General features: G+C 69.8%; 17 protein-coding genes. 6 read left to right on the top strand and 11 right to left on the bottom strand.

The genetic code is table 11. The features are described from left to right. Positions 1–9 precede the first annotated feature (9 nt). From hisB to KY493_RS09840, 5 genes are all read right to left on the bottom strand, one after another. Complete coding sequence (gene hisB, locus KY493_RS14515; protein ID WP_255568131.1) at positions 10–780, bottom strand: imidazoleglycerol-phosphate dehydratase HisB; 771 nt, start codon at positions 778–780, stop codon at positions 10–12. After that, entirely contained in the window at positions 678–1,433 is a 756-nt protein-coding gene (locus KY493_RS14510; RefSeq protein WP_255567856.1) for a hypothetical protein, read from the bottom strand. Before KY493_RS14510 ends, hisB begins: the two co-directional genes overlap by 103 nt. A gap of 144 nt (positions 1,434–1,577) precedes the next feature. Further along, positions 1,578–2,885, bottom strand: coding sequence for a histidinol dehydrogenase (hisD, locus tag KY493_RS09850; protein ID WP_219896177.1), 1,308 nt, complete (start codon positions 2,883–2,885; stop codon positions 1,578–1,580). Further along, positions 2,885–3,766, bottom strand: a complete 882-nt coding sequence (gene hisG / locus KY493_RS09845; RefSeq protein ID WP_219896176.1) for an ATP phosphoribosyltransferase — start codon at positions 3,764–3,766, stop codon at positions 2,885–2,887. Before hisG ends, hisD begins: the two co-directional genes overlap by 1 nt. A 12-nt stretch (positions 3,767–3,778) precedes the next feature. Further along, positions 3,779–4,063: a YerC/YecD family TrpR-related protein gene (locus KY493_RS09840; protein ID WP_219896175.1), complete on the bottom strand. Its 285-nt coding sequence runs from the start codon at positions 4,061–4,063 to the stop codon at positions 3,779–3,781. Positions 4,064–4,301: 238 nt separating this feature from the next. On the opposite strand from KY493_RS09840, the gene KY493_RS09835 reads away from it, so the two are divergent. From KY493_RS09835 to KY493_RS09820, 4 genes are all read left to right on the top strand, one after another. Further along, positions 4,302–5,507, top strand: coding sequence for an NAD(P)/FAD-dependent oxidoreductase (locus KY493_RS09835; protein ID WP_219896174.1), 1,206 nt, complete (start codon positions 4,302–4,304; stop codon positions 5,505–5,507). 117 nt (positions 5,508–5,624) lie between these two features. After that, a complete protein-coding gene (locus KY493_RS09830) occupies positions 5,625–7,934 on the top strand; it encodes a TonB-dependent siderophore receptor (RefSeq protein ID WP_219896173.1) in 2,310 nt (769 codons plus the stop codon). An 80-nt stretch (positions 7,935–8,014) separates the two neighbouring features. Then, positions 8,015–8,698, top strand: coding sequence for a Fe2+-dependent dioxygenase (locus KY493_RS09825; protein ID WP_219896172.1), 684 nt, complete (start codon positions 8,015–8,017; stop codon positions 8,696–8,698). A 160-nt stretch (positions 8,699–8,858) separates the two neighbouring features. Next, on the top strand, positions 8,859–10,724 hold the full coding sequence (locus KY493_RS09820; protein WP_219896171.1) for a monovalent cation:proton antiporter-2 (CPA2) family protein: 1,866 nt from the start codon (positions 8,859–8,861) through the stop codon (positions 10,722–10,724). A gap of 4 nt (positions 10,725–10,728) precedes the next feature. On the opposite strand, the gene KY493_RS09815 is transcribed toward KY493_RS09820, so the two are convergent. Next, positions 10,729–11,397 (bottom strand): DUF4168 domain-containing protein, encoded by a 669-nt coding sequence (locus KY493_RS09815; protein WP_219896170.1) that lies wholly within the window; start codon positions 11,395–11,397, stop codon positions 10,729–10,731. 231 nt (positions 11,398–11,628) lie between these two features. Here KY493_RS09815 and KY493_RS09810 point away from each other — a divergent pair, with 231 nt between their 5' ends. Then, positions 11,629–12,648 carry a S1/P1 Nuclease gene (locus KY493_RS09810; protein WP_219896169.1) on the top strand — a complete coding sequence of 340 codons (1,020 nt, stop codon included), beginning with the start codon at positions 11,629–11,631 and terminating at the stop codon, positions 12,646–12,648. A 131-nt stretch (positions 12,649–12,779) separates the two neighbouring features. Here the strand turns inward: KY493_RS09810 and KY493_RS09805 are convergent, their stop codons facing one another. Further along, the gene (locus tag KY493_RS09805; RefSeq protein ID WP_219896168.1) at positions 12,780–13,877 is read right to left on the bottom strand and encodes an NADH:flavin oxidoreductase/NADH oxidase; all 1,098 of its coding nucleotides are present in this window, start codon (positions 13,875–13,877) and stop codon (positions 12,780–12,782) included. A 264-nt stretch (positions 13,878–14,141) separates the two neighbouring features. Here KY493_RS09805 and KY493_RS09800 point away from each other — a divergent pair, with 264 nt between their 5' ends. Then, on the top strand, positions 14,142–14,513 hold the full coding sequence (locus KY493_RS09800; RefSeq protein ID WP_255567855.1) for a hypothetical protein: 372 nt from the start codon (positions 14,142–14,144) through the stop codon (positions 14,511–14,513). A 67-nt stretch (positions 14,514–14,580) separates the two neighbouring features. On the opposite strand, the gene KY493_RS09795 is transcribed toward KY493_RS09800, so the two are convergent. From KY493_RS09795 to KY493_RS09780, 4 genes are all read right to left on the bottom strand, one after another. Beyond that, positions 14,581–15,021, bottom strand: coding sequence for a thioesterase family protein (locus KY493_RS09795; RefSeq protein ID WP_219896166.1), 441 nt, complete (start codon positions 15,019–15,021; stop codon positions 14,581–14,583). A gap of 3 nt (positions 15,022–15,024) precedes the next feature. After that, positions 15,025–15,393: a Grx4 family monothiol glutaredoxin gene (gene grxD, locus KY493_RS09790; RefSeq protein WP_219896165.1), complete on the bottom strand. Its 369-nt coding sequence runs from the start codon at positions 15,391–15,393 to the stop codon at positions 15,025–15,027. Positions 15,394–15,457: 64 nt separating this feature from the next. Beyond that, positions 15,458–16,360: an oxidoreductase gene (locus KY493_RS09785; protein WP_219896164.1), complete on the bottom strand. Its 903-nt coding sequence runs from the start codon at positions 16,358–16,360 to the stop codon at positions 15,458–15,460. Positions 16,361–16,365: 5 nt separating this feature from the next. Next, positions 16,366–16,611: a BolA/IbaG family iron-sulfur metabolism protein gene (locus KY493_RS09780; protein WP_219896163.1), complete on the bottom strand. Its 246-nt coding sequence runs from the start codon at positions 16,609–16,611 to the stop codon at positions 16,366–16,368. Positions 16,612–16,615: the final 4 nt, after the last annotated feature.

The following is a 16,615-nucleotide window of genomic DNA, read 5'->3' as shown; positions in this document are numbered from 1 at the left end:
TGACCTCCTTCACAGCACCCCCTTTGTGGACGGCACCGCATCGCCCTCCACCCGGATCGCCTGACGCAGCGCGCGGCCGAAGCCCTTGTAGCAGGCCTCCGTCTTGTGGTGGTCGTCCTGGCCCGTGACCGAGATGTGCACCGCCGCGCCCATGGCCTCGGCCAGCGAACGGAACACATGCGCCGTCAGGTCGGTGCGATAGTCGCCGATGTAGGGCGTTTCGAACGCGCCCTCGAACACCGGATAGGGCCGTCCCGACAGGTCGATCGAAACCTTCGCCTCCGCCTCGTCCATCGGCAGGACAAAGCCGTAGCGCGCGATGCCCTTGCGCTCGCCCAGCGCCTGCTTCAGCGCCTGGCCGAGTGCGATGGCGCTGTCCTCGATCGTGTGGTGCGGGTCGGTGTGCAGATCGCCTTCGCACGACAGCCGTAGCGAGAATCCGCCGTGCGCCGCGATCTGCTCCAGCATGTGGTCGTAGAAGCCGACACCGGTGTGGATCGCCACCGGCCCCGCGGCGTCCAGATCGACGGCGCAGACGATGCGCGTCTCCTTGGTGTCGCGCACGGCCTGTCCGGTGCGGGCGGTGCGCCGATTCGAGCCCGCCAGTCCCAGCGCCGCAAGCAGCCGGTCGTTGGCGTCCGTCTTCAGCGACACCGGCAGCCGCAGCCGGTCGCCGGTCAGATCGGCCTCGACGCCATAGGCCTTGAGGTCGGCCAGCACGGCCGCTGCATCCTCAGGACGCGCCACCAGGATGGGACCGACGCCCGGCTCCACCGGCATGATCCGGCCGATCTCGCGCGACAGCCGCTCGCGCTCGGCGCGCACGGCCCCGATCCGCGCTTGCGTCTCCAGCATCCGCGACGGATCCAGCGCCTGCATCGCCAGTCGCACGAGCGGCTCGGGCAGGGCGTAGGGCTCGAGCACGCCGGCCAGCCGCGCCAGGGTCTCCGGCTGGGCGACCGCCGCCCCGACGCGCGCCCCGCCAGGCCATAGGCCAGCGACAGACTGCGCAGCACCACCAGGTTCGGCTGCTCGGCGATCAGGGCGACGGCCGAACCCGCGTCCGAAAACTCGATCAGACCTTCGTCCACGACCAGCAGGGCGGGCGCGACCCGCTGCGCCATTTCCGTCACCGCCTCCAGCGAGCCCAAGGCGCGGATCACGGTGGCGATGGTGTCGCCGCGCGCCGGATAGACGGTCGACAGCCAGCCGAACGGCTCGCCCGCGGGCGCCTGCACCGATCCGCCGTCCCGCGCCGCCAGACGCCAGACGAGCTCCAGCCCATGCGTCAGACCGCGCACCAGCAGCACCTGCCCGGGCGCCACGCGATAGATTTCGGCCATGCGCGCGCGCAGAGCGGATGCCTCGTCCGGGTATTTTTCCAGGCCGTCGCCGCCGGACACCAACGGCGCAAAGGGTGCGGGCAGGGTCATCGAGCGCGCTCCCCCTCCACCATGCTTCGCATGGTCCCCCTCCCCCAGGGGGGAGGATTTTGGGCCTGCATTCCTCCCCCCTTGGGGGAGGGGGACCGCCGCAGGCGGTGGAGGGGGCCGGTCCCTGCATGCTGCTCAAGACCATCATCCTGCCGCCCTCAGATCCGCCGCCCGGGCGTGGGCCTCCAGCCCCTCCAGCCGCGCGAGGCGCGCCGCGATCGGGGCCAGCGCCCGCGCGCCCTCGTCGGTCACCATCTGCACCGACATAGACGTCATGAAGCTGGCGGTCGTGACCCCGCCCAGCGTTCGCGCGCCGCCGTCGGTCGGCAGGACGTGGCTGGGGCCGGCGGCGTAGTCGCCCAGCGTTTCCGCCGCGTGCCGCCCCACGAACACGGCGCCGGCCGCCCGGATCGACGGGATCAGCGCCTCCGGATCATCGACCTGAAGCGCCAGGTGTTCGGGGCCGTACAGGTTGGCGATTTCGCAGGCGGCGTCCAGGTCGCGGACAAGCACCGCCCGCGCCTCTTCCAGTGACGCCCGCGCGATGGCCTCGCGCGGCAGGGTCGAGACCTGCGCCTCCACCTCCGTCAGGATATAGTCGATGGTCGCGCGGCTGGTGGAGACCAGGATCACCTGGGCGTCCGCGTCGTGCTCGGCCTGGCTCAGCAGGTCGGCGGCGGCGATTTCGGGCGCGGCGTCGCGATCGACGATGACCATCAGCTCCGACGGTCCCGCCGGCATGTCCACGGCCGGTCCGCCCGGCAGCGCCGTCGCCTGCTTCTTGGCCTCGGCCACATAGGCGTTGCCGGGGCCGAACAGCTTGTCGCAAGGCTCGATGACGCCGTCGTCCAGCTCGCAGCCGAAGGTCAGCGCCGCGATGGCTTGGGCCCCGCCCAGTAGCCACAGGGCGTCCAGCCCGCTTTCGGCCGCCGCCAGGATCATGGCCGGGTGAACGCCGCAATCCTTGGACGGCGGGGTCACCGCCACTCGCTCGGTCACGCCGGCCGCCTGGGCCGGGATCGCCAGCATCAGCAGCGACGAGAACAGGGGGGCCGAGCCGCCGGGAACGTAAAGGCCAGCCCGCTCGATCGGCCGCCACGCCAGCCGGGACCGCACGCCGGGCGTCGTCTCCACGAACGGCGTGTCCTCCGGCTTGGTCGCCTGGTGGAACAGGCGCACGTTCTCGGCCGCCATGCGGATGGCGCGGGTGTCGGCAGGCGGTAGGGCGTTGCGCGCCTCGGCCACCGCTTGCGGCGTGATGGCGATGCGCCGCGGCGCGTGGCCGTCCAGCTTCACCGCCCATTCCATCACCGCCGCGCCGCCGCGCGCCTGCACGTCGTCCATGATGCGGCGCACGGCGTCGGTCACATCGCCGGCCGTGCGCCGCGCGGGGCGGGCAAGGGCCTCGCGGCGTCCGGCCGCGTCCAGGCTGGTCCAGTCGATGCGCTTCATCACATCATCTTCTCGATGGGCAGGACCAGGATGGCCGAGGCGCCGGCGGCCTTCAGCTTCTCCAGCGTTTCCCAGAACACCGCCTCCTGACAGACGGCGTGGACGGCGACCGCATCCTGGCGCCCGGACAGCTGCATCACCGTGGGCGATCCGGCGCCCGGCAACAGCGCGGTGATCTGGTCCAGCGCCGCCACCGGCGCGTTCAGCATCACATATTTGGCGCCTTGCGAGGACACCACACCGCTCATCCGCTCGATCACGCTGTCCAGCAGTTCGGTCAGCTCGGGCTCGGGCGCGACAGGCGAGCGGATCAGCACCGCCTGGCTTTCCAGCACCGTGTCCTTGGCCTGGAGGCCATTGGCCTCCAGCGTCGCGCCGGTCGAAACCAGGTCGCAGATGGCCGCCGCCAGCTTCAGCCGAGGCGCCACCTCCACCGCACCGCGCATGGTGACGATGTCGGCCCCCACCCCGTTGTCTTCCAGGAACCGGCGCAGGATGGCGGGATAGGAGGTGGCGATCCGCAGGCCTTCCAACGATCCCGGACCCTCGTACGCCAAGCTCGGCGGCGTCGCGATCTTCAGCGTGCAGCGCCCGAAGCCCAGCGGCATGACGATCTCCGCGTCGCGTCCGCCGTTGCGCCCTTCCTCCAGCACGTTCTCGCCGACGATGCCCAGGTCGCAGACGCCGTCGGCGACAAAGGTCGGTATGTCGTCGTCGCGCACGCGCAGCAGGTCGATGGGATAGTTCTCCACCCGGTACAGCAGGTCGTTGTGCCCCTTGACCCACTTCAGGCCCGCGTCGCGGATCAGGTCGAGGCTGCGGTCGGCCAGACGGCCGGATTTCTGGACGGCGATGCGAAGCCGTCCCTGAACAGTGCTCATTTCACGAAACTCTCAGGCTTTCAGCCGGTCCAGCGCCAGGCGATAGCCCTGATGCGGCATGTCTTTCAGGTAACGCGCGACGCGCACCACGGTTGTCGGGCTGGCGTGCGCCTCGGCGGCGATCTCGCGATAGGACTTGCCGCCGTCATCCAGCAGCCGCGCCACCTGCCACCGCTCGCCAAAGGCGCGCAGCTCGGCCGGCGTGCACAGGTCAGCCATGAACGCCTCCACCTCCTGACGCGTCTTCAGCGACAGGATGGCGTCGTACAGGGCTGCGCGGGCGGGGGAGGACGGCATAGCGTGTTCCATTATGCTGTAACAATGGAACGGTCAAGGGCGAGTTGCGGGACAACTCTCCTCCCCACCGGCGATGGGGAGGTGGCGTGAGGCGAAGCCTCATGACGGAGGGGTTGCGTCCGACACAAAGAACCCCTCCGTCTCGCCGGCTGCGCCGTCGATCCACCTCCCCATTCGCTACGTGAACAGGGAGGAGAAGGCGCTCGCCACCCGCCACCCGCCGCTCTATCTACCGCTCATGACCAAGGTTGTGATCATCGGCGCGGGCCATGCGGGCGGATCGGCCGCCGCCTTTCTCAGGCAGTATGGCTTGGAAGGCGACATCGTGCTGGCCGGCGAAGAGGCCGCGCCTCCGTACCAGCGCCCGCCCCTGTCGAAGGCCTGGCTAAAGGGCGAAGCGGACCTCGACGCCCTGCTGCTGCGCCCGGAGAGCTTCTACGCCGAGCATCGCATCGACTTCCGCCGGTCGGTCACCGCCGTGTCTATCGACGCCGAGGCCAAGTCCGTGGCCTTCGCCGACGGCGCGCGTGAGGCCTACGACATCCTGATCCTGGCGACAGGTTCCACCGCGCGAAAGCTGCCTGTGCCGGGCGGCGACCATCCCGAGCTTCTGGAACTGCGCACGCTGCGGGACGCCGAGCGGCTGAAGGCCGTGCTGGGGCCCGGCAAGCGGCTGGCCGTGGTCGGGGGCGGCTATGTGGGGCTGGAGGCGGCGGCCTCGGCGCGTGCGTTGGGCGCGCAGGCCGTGGTGATCGAGCGCGAGCCGCGCGTGCTGGCACGCGTCGCGTCGCAGACCCTGTCGGATTTCTTCACCGCCCGTCACCGCGCCGAGGGCGTCGACATCCGGACGGGGGTCGAGGTGACGGCGGTCGCGTCACACGGGGTCACGCTGGCGGACGGATCGGAGATCGCGGCCGATGCGGTGCTGATCGGGATCGGCGCCGTCGCCTGCGATGCGCTGGCGATCTCGGCGGGGCTCGCCTGCGATAACGGCGTGGTGGTGGACGAACAGGCGAGGACGACCGATCCGGCCATCTTCGCCATCGGCGACATGACGAGGCGGCCGATCCCGGCGCTGGGCGGCGTGTCCTGGCGGCTGGAAAGCGTGCCCAACGCCCTGGAGCAGGCCAAACAGGCCGCCGCCGCCATCGTCGGGCGGCCTGCACCGGCGCCGGAGGCGCCCTGGTTCTGGTCGGACCAGTATGATCTCAAGCTGCAGATCGCCGGCCTGCCCCTGAACGCCGATCGGCAGATCGTGCGCGGCGATCCGGGCACATCCACCTTCGCCGTCTTCCACCTGTCGGGCGCGCGCATCGTCTGCGTCGAGGCCGTCAACGCCCCGCCGGAATTCATGGCGGGCAAGCAGTTGATCGGAAAGCACGCGGCCGTCGATCCTGCACGTCTCGCCGACCCCAGCGTCTCGATGAAGTCCGTCGCCGCCTAAGCTGCAAGCGTGACCATTCAGCATCGCAACTGAGATTTATTCGCAGAAGCTATTGCGTCGATAGGGGGTGGTGATATTGCGACCGCATCGCAATCTCGCAGCCAAGGTCCTGCCGCAATGTCCGATTCCCGCGCCGCCTCCCTTCGCGCGCTTCTGTTCGCCTCCAGCGCCGCCGGCATGCTGTGCGCCGCCCCCGCGATGGCGGAGGAACCGGAGGTCGTCGTCACGGCAGACGTGGTCCAGCAGTCGACCAACCTCGGCACCATCGACGTGACGGGCCAGGTGCGCCGGCCCGCGCCGCAGTCGCCGGAGTACGTTGCGCCGCTGGTCGACACGCCGCGCTCCATCACGGTGATTCCGCAGGCGATCATCGAACAGACCGCCGCCACCTCGCTGCAGGACCTGCTGCGCACCTCGCCGGGCATCACCTTCGGCGCGGGCGAGGGCGGTCAGCCGCTGGCGGACCGGCCGTTCATCCGGGGTCAGTCCTCGGGCAACAACATCTTCGTGGACGGCGTGCGCGACACCGGCGGCCAGCAACGCGAGGTCTTCAATCTCGAACAGGTCGAGGTCATCAGAGGCCCGGACTCGGTCTATTCGGGCCGCGGCTCCGGCGGCGGCAGCATCAACCTGTCGTCAAAGTCGCCCAAGCTGAACGCCTTCACCAATGTCTCGGCGGGCGTCGGCACGGACGACTATCTGCGCGGCACGGTCGATCACAACATGCCGCTGGGCGAGACGGCCGCCCTGCGTCTCAACCTGATGGGCGCCTCGGGCGACGTGGCGGGCCGGAACGCCGTGGACTACGACAAGTGGGGCGCGGCCCTGTCGTTCGCGGCGGGTCTGGGGACCAACAGCACGGTGGTCGCCAGCTACTATCACCTCGACAGCAACCAGATGCCCGACTACGGCATCCCGCTCTACACCAAGCGCGGCGGCGCCACAGCCGATCGTCCCGATCCGTCAGGCGTGCTGGATGTCGATTACAGCGCCTTTTATGGCCTGAAGGCGCGCGACTTCCTGAACAACAGGGTGGACAGCTTCACCTTTGACTGGACCCACCGGTTCAGCGACGCGGTGACCATCCGCAACGTCAGCCGCCTGTCCAACACCCTGAACGACTATGTGGTCACCAATCCCGGCGACGGCGGGAACGCCGTGCTGGTCGGCGACACCTGGTGGATGAAGCGCGGGCTGAAGAACCGCTGGAACCCGGCGCGCACCCTGGCCAACGTCACCGACGTGTTCGGCAAGGTCTCCACCGGCGGGATCGAACACAGCTACGATGTCGGCCTCGAGCTGACGCGCGAGACGAACCGCAACGCCGGCTATACGGTCACGACCACCGGCGGCACGGCGTGTCCCGCGCCGCTGACCGGCTTTGACTGCACGCCGCTGTATGCGCCAAACCCCGACGATCCCTGGACCGGAACCATCGTCCGCGGACCGACCAGCCGCGCGGTGACCCAGACCGTGGGCGCCTACGCCTTCGACAGCATTTCGCTGACCGACCGCATCCTGCTGAACCTCGGCGTGCGCTGGGATAGCTACCAGACCGAGGGGACCAACCTGGCCCAGGCGGCCGGGACCGGCGTGATCACCGGCACGCCGGTTCCCAAGCGCAAGTGGGATTTCGTCAACTACCAGGCCGGCCTGGTGTTCAAGCCCACCGAGGCCTCCAGCCTTTATGTCTCCTACGCGACCTCCTCGACGCCGCCGACGGTCTCGACCGGCGACCAGAACACGGCGACGAACGGGCAGGGCGCGGGCAACCTCGCCAACACCATTCTTGATCCGGAAGAGAGCGAAAGTTTCGAGATCGGCGCCAAGGCCAACGTCTTCGGCGACCGCCTGGCGCTGTCCGCCGCCGCTTTCCACCTGACCCGCAAGAACGCCGCCATCCTGGTCGACGTCGGCGTGTTCGAACAGGCGGGCGAGGTCGAGGTGCAGGGGATCGAGCTGGGCGTTTCCGGCAACATCACCCCGCTGTGGCAGGTGTTCGGCGGCTACACCTGGCAGGACTCCGAGCTGGTGCGGGGCGCGGTGACCACCGCGGGCACGCCGCCGGTGGTCGTCCCCAACGCCTTTGAGGGCCTGCCGCTGGCCAATACGCCCGAACATTCGGCCAGCCTGTTCACCACCTATCGTCTGCTGCCCAAGCTGACGCTCGGCGGCGGCGTCTACTATGTGTCCGACAGCTTTGGCGGCAACCAGGGCGGGGCGGGCGGCGGCGCCAACCGTATCTATGCGCCCGAATACACCCGCGTGGACGCTTTCGCGTCTTACGACGTGACGGACCGGGCGTCGCTTCAGCTGAACGTGCAGAACGTGGGCGACGAGCGCTACATCCTGCGCACCAACGGCATCCACCACGCCGACCCGGCGCCCGGTCGCTCGGCCAGCCTGACGCTGAACCTGCGCTTCTAACAGGCGCAGCCGGAGCCTAAGCTGCCCAGACGGCCCTGTCCCATCCGGGCGGGGCCGTTCGCCTGAGACGGAGCGCCGCCATGTTGCTGCACATCCCCGAAGTGTTCACCAAGGCCGAAGTCGGTGCGTTGCGCGAACGGCTCGACGCCGGTCCATGGGCCGACGGCAACATGACCTCGGGCCACCAGTCCGCCACCGCCAAGCGCAACCGGCAACTGCCCGAGGACAGCGCCGAGGCGCAGGAAGTGTCCGCCCTCGTCGTCCAGGCGCTCCACGCCAATCCGATGTTCGTGGCGGCGGCCCTGCCGCACACGATCTTTCCCCCGCTGTTCAACCGCTACGAGGGCGGAGGCGAGTTCGGCCTGCACGTCGACAACGCCATCCGCCAACGCGGTCGCGACGGCCTGCGCATTCGCAGCGACCTGTCCGCCACCCTGTTCCTGTCCGAGCCCGAAGACTACGACGGCGGCGAGCTGATCATCGAGGAAATGTACGGCCAGCAGTCGATCAAGCTGCCCGCCGGAGACCTGGTGCTCTACCCCTCCAAGAGCCTGCACCGCGTCACCCCCGTCACGCGCGGCGCCCGCGTCTCCTCCTTCATGTGGCTGCAAAGCCTGGTGCGCGACGACGCCGACCGCGAGACGCTGTTCCGCCTGGACGTGGCCACCCAGCGCGTCGCGGCCGACAAGGGCCCCAAGAACCAGGCCGTGATCGAACTGACCGGCGTCTATCACAACCTCCTGCGCCGCTGGTCGGAGGTATAGCTCTCCTCCCTGCCGCTTCAGCGGCGGGGAGGTGGATCGGCGGCGATGGTCGGCGAGACGGAGGGGTTTCTTCATGTCCGAAACAACCCTCCGTCAGAAGGCTCGCAAATTGGCGAACGGCGCCCCACCTTCACCGCTCAGCTTGTAGCGGGAGAGCGCCATGGCCGAGGCGACGGCGGGACTGGATCTGGGCGCGGCGGCGGCGCTGCTGGCGGCCGGCGTGATCGCCGTGCCGATCTTTCGCAAGATCGGCCTGGGTTCAGTGCTGGGCTATCTGGCGGCGGGGCTGGCCATCGGCCCCTTTGGCCTGGGCCTGTTCCGCGAGCCCGAGACCATTCTGCACGTCGCCGAGTTCGGCGTGGTCATATTCCTGTTCATCATCGGCCTGGAGATGCGGCCCCGGCGTCTGTGGAGCCTGCGTCATGACATCTTCGGGCTTGGCGCCGCTCAGGTGCTGGTTTGCGGAGGTCTGCTGACCCTGACCGCCATGGCCGTGGGCGTGGCGGCGCCCGTCGCCTTTGTCGCCGCCATGGGCTTCGTTTTGTCCTCCACAGCCGTGATCATGCAGATGCTGGAGGAGCGGGGCGAGCTCGCCGGCGGGCCGGGTCAGCGCGCGGTGTCCATCCTGCTGCTCGAAGACCTGGCCATCGTGCCGCTGCTGGCCATCGTCGCGGTGCTGGCCAGCGTGACGGGCGTGTCGCACGAGGCCGCGCCGCCCTTGTGGCGCACGGTCGGCTTTGCGCTCGCGGCGGTGGCCGGGGTGCTGGCGGCGGGACGCTGGCTGGTCAATCCGCTGTTCCGCCTCCTGGCGAAATACGGCGGGCGCGAGGTGATGACGGCCGCCGCCCTGCTGGTCGTCGTGGGCGCGGCCTGGGCCATGAGCCTGGGCGGCCTGTCCATGGCCATGGGCGCCTTTCTGGCCGGGGTGCTGCTGTCGGAATCGTCGTTCCGGCATCAGCTGGAGGCCGACGTCGAGCCGTTCCGCGCCATTCTGCTGGGCCTGTTCTTCCTCAGCGTCGGCATGTCCCTGGACCTCGCGGTGGTGGTCGCCGATTGGCGGATCGTGCTGGGCGGCCTTCTTGCCTTCATGGTGGTCAAGGCCGCCGGCATCTATGGGGTGGCGCGGCTGTTCAAGGCGACGCACCGCGAGGCGGTCGATCGCTCGGCCCTGTTCGCGCAAGGCGGCGAGTTCGCCTTCGTGCTGTATGGCGCGGCGCTGGCCGCCGGCCTGTTCGATGCACGCGTCGCGGCCATGATGTCGGCCATCGTGATCCTGTCGATGGCGCTGACGCCGCTGACCACCCTGCTGCTCAGGCGGTTCACGCCCGAGCGCCCGCTGACGGCTGATGACGCCGACGATGTGGACGCCGCCGACGGCCTGCGCGGCCAGGTGCTGATCATCGGCTTTGGCCGCTTCGCTCAGGTCGTGGCCCAGCCGCTGCTGGCGCGCGACGTGGACGTCTCCATCATCGAAAACGACGTGGAGATGATCCAGGCCGCCGCGACCTTCGGCTTCAAGGTCTATTATGGCGACGGATCGCGGCTGGACACCTTGCGCGCCTCGGGCGCCGAGCAGGCCGAGGCCGTGCTGGTCTGCGTCGACAAGCCCGAAGTCGCCGATCACATCGTGGAGCTGGTGAAGTCGGAGTTCCCGCTGACCAAGGTGCTGGTGCGCGCCTATGATCGGGGGCATTCGATCCGCCTGATCCAGGCGGGGGTCGACTATCAGGTGCGCGAGACGTTCGAGTCGGCGCTGAAGTTCGGCGAGCGCGCCCTGATGGAACTGGGGCTGGACGAACGCGAGGCGGCCCTGACCATCGGCGACGTGCGTCGCCGCGACGAGGCGCGGCTGGACCTGCAGCTGACCGGGGGCTTGAAGGCGGGAGCCCAGCTGACGCGCGGCAACATGCCGACGCCGAAGCCGGCGCCCTATATCACGCCTCGCCGCGAGGGCCGGGTCCTGAACGAGGACGAGGCGGGTCCGCCCGCGCCGGTGGTCGCCGACGCGGACGAACTCACGTCCTGACGTCCTACTGAGCCGGGGCTGGGGCGGGCGCCGGCGCCGCGCCTTGCGAACGGGCTTGGGCCAGGGCGATGCGGGCGCGCAGGCCCTCGTCCTGCGAAACCGCCTGGCCGATGGCGTTGAAGCGTTCGACCTCCAAGCCGGAGGCGGCCACGATGCCCTGCATTTCCGTGGCCTGCTCCGGCGACGGCTGGGCGCCGTTCAGCGACTGGGCAATAGCGCCGAGGCGCTGGTTGGCGGCGGCGAACTTGCTCAGTTCATCCTCCGTCACGCTGGCGCCGACCGAACCGGCCGCCGAGGCGGGCGCCGCGGCCACCGCGATGCGCGCCTGCAGCACGGGGTCGTTGGCCGCCGCTTGGGCGATGGCGTTGAAGCGTTCGGTGGCCAGGCCGGTCGCGGCGACGGCGGCCTGCAACTCGGCGGTCTGCTCGGGCGTCGGCTGGCCGCCGTTCAAGGCCTGCGACACCGCGCGCACGCGGGGCAGGGCGGCGCCATAGGACTTCAGCTCCGCGTCGGTGAACTCGCCGGTCGCGGCTTGGGCCGGTGCGGCGGCGGCGGCGGGCGTGGCCTCCTGGGCCGGAGCGGGAGCGGCGGCGTCCTGAGCGAACGTGGCGCCGGCCACGGAGGCGGTCAGGGCGGTGAGAGAGAGAACGGCGGCGATACGTTGTGCGCGCATGGCGTATCCTTCTGGTCAGGTCTCCACGGGCGCCGCAGGGGCGACCAAGACGACGCCGGATGGGTCGCCGCTCCCTGCCGGTGTGGAGCCTTGGATCGGGGGACAAGGGCAAGGAGTCCAACCAACTTAAGCACTTCCGCCCGCTGCGCAAACCGTCAGGGCGCCGCGGGCTGGAGGCGGGCGCTGTGATCCGCTAAGGCGGTCGCCTGTTCTTGCGCATCGGATCACCCCATGAAACGCATCGTCGCCGCGGCGGTCGCCGCCGTCGTCCTGGCCCTTCCGGCCGCCCAGGTGGAGGCCTGGGGATCGAGCGGACACCGGCTGATCGGGGTCGCGGCCATGCGCGCGCTGCCCGCCGACCTGCCGGCCTTTCTGCGCAGTCCGGGCGCCATCGCCGACGTGGGCGAGCTGGCGCGCGAGCCGGATCGCTGGAAGGGCGCAGGGCAGCCGCATGACCGCGAGCGCGACACCGCCCACTTCATCGACCTAGACGACAACGGCTTCGCCCTGACCGCACAGGGTCCCGGCATCGACGCCTTGCCGCGCCTGAAATCGGAATACGACGCCGCCCTGACGAAGGCCGGGCTCGACGTCGACGACGCCGGCTACCTGCCCTATGCGATGATGGACGGCTGGCAGCAGCTGGTGCGCGACTTCGCCTATTGGCGCGTGCTGAGCGCGCAGGAGGCGCGCGAAACCAACATGGAACGCCGGGCCTGGTACCGCGTCGACCGCGAGCGGCGCGAGGCGCTGATCCTGCGCGACCTCGGCGTGCTGGCGCACTATGTCGGCGACGGCTCGCAGCCGCACCACACCTCGATCCACTACAACGGCTGGGGCGACTATCCGAACCCGGAAGGCTTCACCAACTCGCGCCAGACCCACGGCGTGTTCGAAGGCGCCTTCACCGCCCGCATCGCGCGCCTGGACGCGGTCGAGGCCGCGATGCCCGCGTCACAAGGCGGCGCCTTTGACGTCAAGGCGCGCACGGTCGGCTACTTGAAGACCACCCTCGGCATGGTGATCCCCTTCTATCGGCTGGAGAAGCAGGGCGGATTCAACGAGACTGACCCGCGCGGCGCCGCCTTCGTGACCGAGCGTCTCGCCGCCGGGGCCGCCGAGCTGCGCGACTGGACGGTCGCCGCCTGGACCGAGAGCGCGACGGCCTCGGTCGGCTGGCCCGCGGTCAAGGTCGCCGAGGTCGAGGCCGGCGCCGCCGATCCCTGGATCGCCATGGTGGGCGAGGACTGACGTCCGGGGCTGGCCCCCTCCACCATGCTCCGCATGGTCCCCCTCCCCCAGAGGGGGAGGAATGACCGCTTCTAACTCCTCCCCCTCTGGGGGAGGGGGACCGCGCCCAGCGGGCGTGGTGGAGGGGGAACCTACCCCCGATACCCCGCCCACAGCCCCTTGGACGCGCCGAAATATTGCACCGGCAGGTCCTCGTCGCTGTGCAGCGCCGCCGCCGCATGGTGCGGCCAGTGCGGGTCGTCCAGCGCCGCGCGCGCGATCGCCACGATGTCCGCCGATCCGCTCGCCACGATCTCTTCGGCCTGTTGCGGGTCGAAGATCATGCCGACGGCCATCACCAGGGCCTCTGGAACCGCCTGCTTCACGGCTTCGGCGAAGCGCAGCTGATAGCCGGGCTCGCGACCGGGGATGCTGGCCTTGGCCGCGTTGCCGCCCGACGTCAGGTGAAGATAGTCGTAGCCCATCTCGTGCAGCGCCCGGCCAAAGGCGGTGACCTCTTCCAGCGCGATCCCGCCGTCGACCCAGTCCGAGCCGTTGAAGCGCACGCCCAGCGCCTTGGTTCGCGGCCAGGCGTCACGCAACGCCTGCGCCACACGCATCGGAAAGCGCATCCGGTTTTCGGGCGAGCCGCCGTATTCGTCCGTCCGCTGGTTCGACAGCGGCGACAGGAACTCGCTGAGCAGATAGCCGTGCGCGGCATGCAGTTCGACCACGTCGAAGCCCGCGCGGTCCGCCCGCTGGGCCGCCTGCACAAAGGCGTCCGTCACCCGCTGCATGTCGGCCTCGTCCATGGCCTTGGGGGTGTGCCAGCCGTCCTTGAACGCGATGGCCGATGGCGCCAGCGTCTCCCAGGCGCCTTCGTCCGGCCCCAGCGCCTCGCCGCCCTTGGCCGGAGCGTGGGTCGAGGCCTTTCGGCCGGCATGGGCCAGCTGCACGCCGATCGGCTGGTCGGAATAGGTGCGGATGTCGGCCAGGATACGCGCAAAGGCCGCCTCCTGTTCGTCGTTCCACAGGCCGGTGTCGTCCGGCGTGATGCGGCCCTCCGGCTCGACGCCCGTCGCCTCGATGATCGTCAGGCCGGCGCCCGAAATCGCCAGCCGGCCGATATGCTGGACGTGCCAAGGCTGGGGCAGGCCGTCCACCGCCGAATATTGGCACATGGGCGCGATCGCCACGCGGTTCTTCAGCTGAAGCGGACCCATGGCGACGGGCGAGAAGAGCTGGCTCATGACTGCGTATCCGGGAGGAGAGGAGGGTTGTGCACCTATGCCGGTTGCGGTTCGGATCAAGCCCCGCCTTTCCGATTATTCACGTGTTTTCCGAAATCGCCCGCGTCACAAGACGGCAACGCTTCAACCACGGGGAACACCAATGCTGCGTCTCGTCATCGCTCTCGCCGTTTCCGCGCCGCTGCTGGGCGGCTGCATCGTCATCTCGACGGAAAAGCCCACCACGCGCGTCGTCACCGCCCCTGCCGCCCAATGATCGCGCGCGTGCTGAAAGGTCTGGCGGCCGTGGCGGTCGCCGCGCCGATGCTGGCCGCCTGCGTCGTCTATGACAGCAGCGGCGGCGAGAACGTCACGGTGCACGTGGCCGACACCCTGCCTCGTCCCGCCGAGGCGATCCGCACCGCTCGCATCGAGGGCGACGCCCTTGTGGTGCGCGTCGATTCCAACGGCTGCACCAGCGCGGCCGATTTCGAACTTGGGGTCACCGATGGCGATCCGGCCGAGGTCACGCTGAAGCGCACCAAGCCCGACAATTGCCGCGCCCTACTGGCCGAAGGCGTCGAACTGCGCTGGACCTTCGCGGACCTGGGGCTCGATGCGGGCGCACAGGTTCGGGTGCTGAATCCGCTGAAGTAGGGGGACTTTCCCCCTCCACCCCGCCCTCCGGGCGCGGTCCCCCTCCCCCTCCAGGGGGAGGGGGCGTCTAGGCGCTTGCCGCCACCGTGTCGAACACCGCCAGCATGAACGGCGGGATACGCTGCGGCCTCAGCGTCTGCGCATCGACCAGGCACCATTCCGATACGCCCTGGGCGCAGACCCGGCCCTGGGCGTCCTCGATCCGCACATAGCGGCTGAAGCGCGGCCCTTGCGGCGCGCCGACCCAGGTGCGGGCGACCACGCCCTGCGCGCCCGGCTCTATGCCGCGCAGATAGTCGATCTCATGCCTCAGCGCGACCCAGGACCAGCGGTTGCGGTCTTCCTCGGAAAAGCGCGCGTTCCAGTGCGCCGTGCCGGCATCCTGCAGCCAGCCGACATAAACGACGTTGTTGACGTGGCCGTTGGCGTCGATGTGCTCAGGCAGAACCTCGAGCGGCACGACGAAGACCTCGCGGTCCTCGCGCGGCTGAAGCACGCTCCGCGCCATGGGTCAGGCCTCGCCGAGCGCCACGCCTTTTTCGGTCATCAGCGCCTGAAGCTCGCCCGCCTGGAACATCTCGCGCACGATGTCCGAGCCGCCGACGAACTCGCCCTTGACGTAGAGCTGCGGAATGGTCGGCCAGTCGGTGAAGCTCTTGATGCCCTCGCGCAGGGTCTCGTCCTGCAGCACGTCCACGCCCACGAACGGCGCGCCGACATGATCCAGGATCTGCACGGCCAGCGACGAGAAGCCGCAGCGCGGCTGGTCCGGCGTGCCCTTCATGAACAGCACCACGTCGTGCTCGGCGAGCGTGGAGGCGATAAAGGCGTGGACGGGGTCGGTAGTCGGGCTGGTCGACTGGAGGGTGGCGTCGGTCATGGGTGACCCTTTCGTTTGCGCGTCAGCTAGGCGCCGGCCGAGGTCCGGTCAAGGGCGCGCGGCGTCACGCCGCCGCGTCGACCCGCGCCATCTCCATCTGTGCAGCCAGGCCCGGCGGCAGGTCGCGCTCGGGCGTTTCAGACAGAGCCTCAAGGTGGGCGGTGTCCTGAGCCCGCACGATCACGCTGGTCAGGGCCGGATCGGTCAGGGCGTGCGCCAGGCAGATCGTCTCGGGCGTCCAGCGGGCGGTGCGGCGCAAGAAGGCGTAAGGGTCCGGCCCCACGGGCGAAGGCGCTGCGGCCTTCGCGCCCAGGCCGAACAGGCCGCGTCGCACCGGCGAGATATCGCCCTCCGGCTCGCGCAGCAGCGCCTGCGGAAAATAGTCCGTGGCGAACACCATCATGTCCTGCTCGCGCGCGGCGCGGATGCGGGCCCGCACCTTCCAGTCCGAGCGTACGTTGCATGGCGTCACCAGCACGTCGAAGGCGCCGGTCGAGACAAAGGCGTCCATGGCCTCGCCGTCGCCGGCGACGCCCGCCAGCCGCAGCCGCTCGGTCCGCTTCATGGTCTTCAGCGCGTTCAGCCCGGCATAGCGCAACTCATGCTCGCCCGGCGCGTCCAGCACCGCCACGTCGATCCAGCCCAGCCCGGAATAATGCAGCACCCGGTCCACGGCGGCCGTGATGCCTTCGGAGGTGAAATCGCGCACCTGCCGGCGGGGATCGACCTCGCCCAGCGTCAGCGACACCAAGGCCAGCTTGCGGTCCAGGTGCGACAGGGCCTCGCCCAGCACCTCGGCCACCACCGGATCGGCGGTCTCCAGACGATAGCTGTTGATGCCTTGCTCCAGCGCGGCGAACAGCAGCGACATCGCCGCCTCGCGCCCGCGCGCCAGCATGTCGGCGCCGACGCTCAGGGTGATGGCGGAAACGGCCGCGCCCGACGGCCCGAACGGACGATAGCGCATCGGGATCAGCCCTCCTTGCCGGACGGCGCCGAGGTCTCAAGCGCCAGGGCGTGCAGCTCCCCGCCCATCTTGCCCTTCAGCGCGCCATAGACCAGCTGGTGCTGACGCACGCGCGACAGGCCGGCGAAGGCCGCCGAGACGATGCGCGCGCGATAGTGGTCGCCGTCCCCGGCCAGATCGTCGATGACGATCTCGGCGTCGGGAAAGGCCTCGGCCAGATCGGCGTGCAGGGCTTCGGCGGACATGGGCATGGCT

This window comes from Brevundimonas sp. PAMC22021, from assembly GCF_019443405.1.
GTDB lineage: Bacteria > Pseudomonadota > Alphaproteobacteria > Caulobacterales > Caulobacteraceae > Brevundimonas.
This window is presented reverse-complemented; position numbering and strand designations above follow the sequence as displayed.

Coding starts and splice junctions, on each gene's coding strand:
- grxD (WP_219896165.1), bottom strand. CDS start 15,393: ATGACCGACGCCACCCTCCAGTCGACCAGCCCGACTACCGACCCCGTC.
- KY493_RS09810 (WP_219896169.1), top strand. CDS start 11,629: ATGAAACGCATCGTCGCCGCGGCGGTCGCCGCCGTCGTCCTGGCCCTT.
- KY493_RS09795 (WP_219896166.1), bottom strand. CDS start 15,021: ATGGCGCGGAGCGTGCTTCAGCCGCGCGAGGACCGCGAGGTCTTCGTC.
- KY493_RS14510 (WP_255567856.1), bottom strand. CDS start 1,433: ATGACCCTGCCCGCACCCTTTGCGCCGTTGGTGTCCGGCGGCGACGGC.
- KY493_RS09835 (WP_219896174.1), top strand. CDS start 4,302: ATGACCAAGGTTGTGATCATCGGCGCGGGCCATGCGGGCGGATCGGCC.
- KY493_RS09780 (WP_219896163.1), bottom strand. CDS start 16,611: ATGCCCATGTCCGCCGAAGCCCTGCACGCCGATCTGGCCGAGGCCTTT.
- KY493_RS09805 (WP_219896168.1), bottom strand. CDS start 13,877: ATGAGCCAGCTCTTCTCGCCCGTCGCCATGGGTCCGCTTCAGCTGAAG.
- hisB (WP_255568131.1), bottom strand. CDS start 780: ATGCCGGTGGAGCCGGGCGTCGGTCCCATCCTGGTGGCGCGTCCTGAG.
- hisD (WP_219896177.1), bottom strand. CDS start 2,885: ATGAAGCGCATCGACTGGACCAGCCTGGACGCGGCCGGACGCCGCGAG.
- KY493_RS09825 (WP_219896172.1), top strand. CDS start 8,015: ATGTTGCTGCACATCCCCGAAGTGTTCACCAAGGCCGAAGTCGGTGCG.
- KY493_RS09820 (WP_219896171.1), top strand. CDS start 8,859: ATGGCCGAGGCGACGGCGGGACTGGATCTGGGCGCGGCGGCGGCGCTG.
- KY493_RS09785 (WP_219896164.1), bottom strand. CDS start 16,360: ATGCGCTATCGTCCGTTCGGGCCGTCGGGCGCGGCCGTTTCCGCCATC.
- hisG (WP_219896176.1), bottom strand. CDS start 3,766: ATGAGCACTGTTCAGGGACGGCTTCGCATCGCCGTCCAGAAATCCGGC.
- KY493_RS09840 (WP_219896175.1), bottom strand. CDS start 4,063: ATGCCGTCCTCCCCCGCCCGCGCAGCCCTGTACGACGCCATCCTGTCG.
- KY493_RS09830 (WP_219896173.1), top strand. CDS start 5,625: ATGTCCGATTCCCGCGCCGCCTCCCTTCGCGCGCTTCTGTTCGCCTCC.
- KY493_RS09815 (WP_219896170.1), bottom strand. CDS start 11,397: ATGCGCGCACAACGTATCGCCGCCGTTCTCTCTCTCACCGCCCTGACC.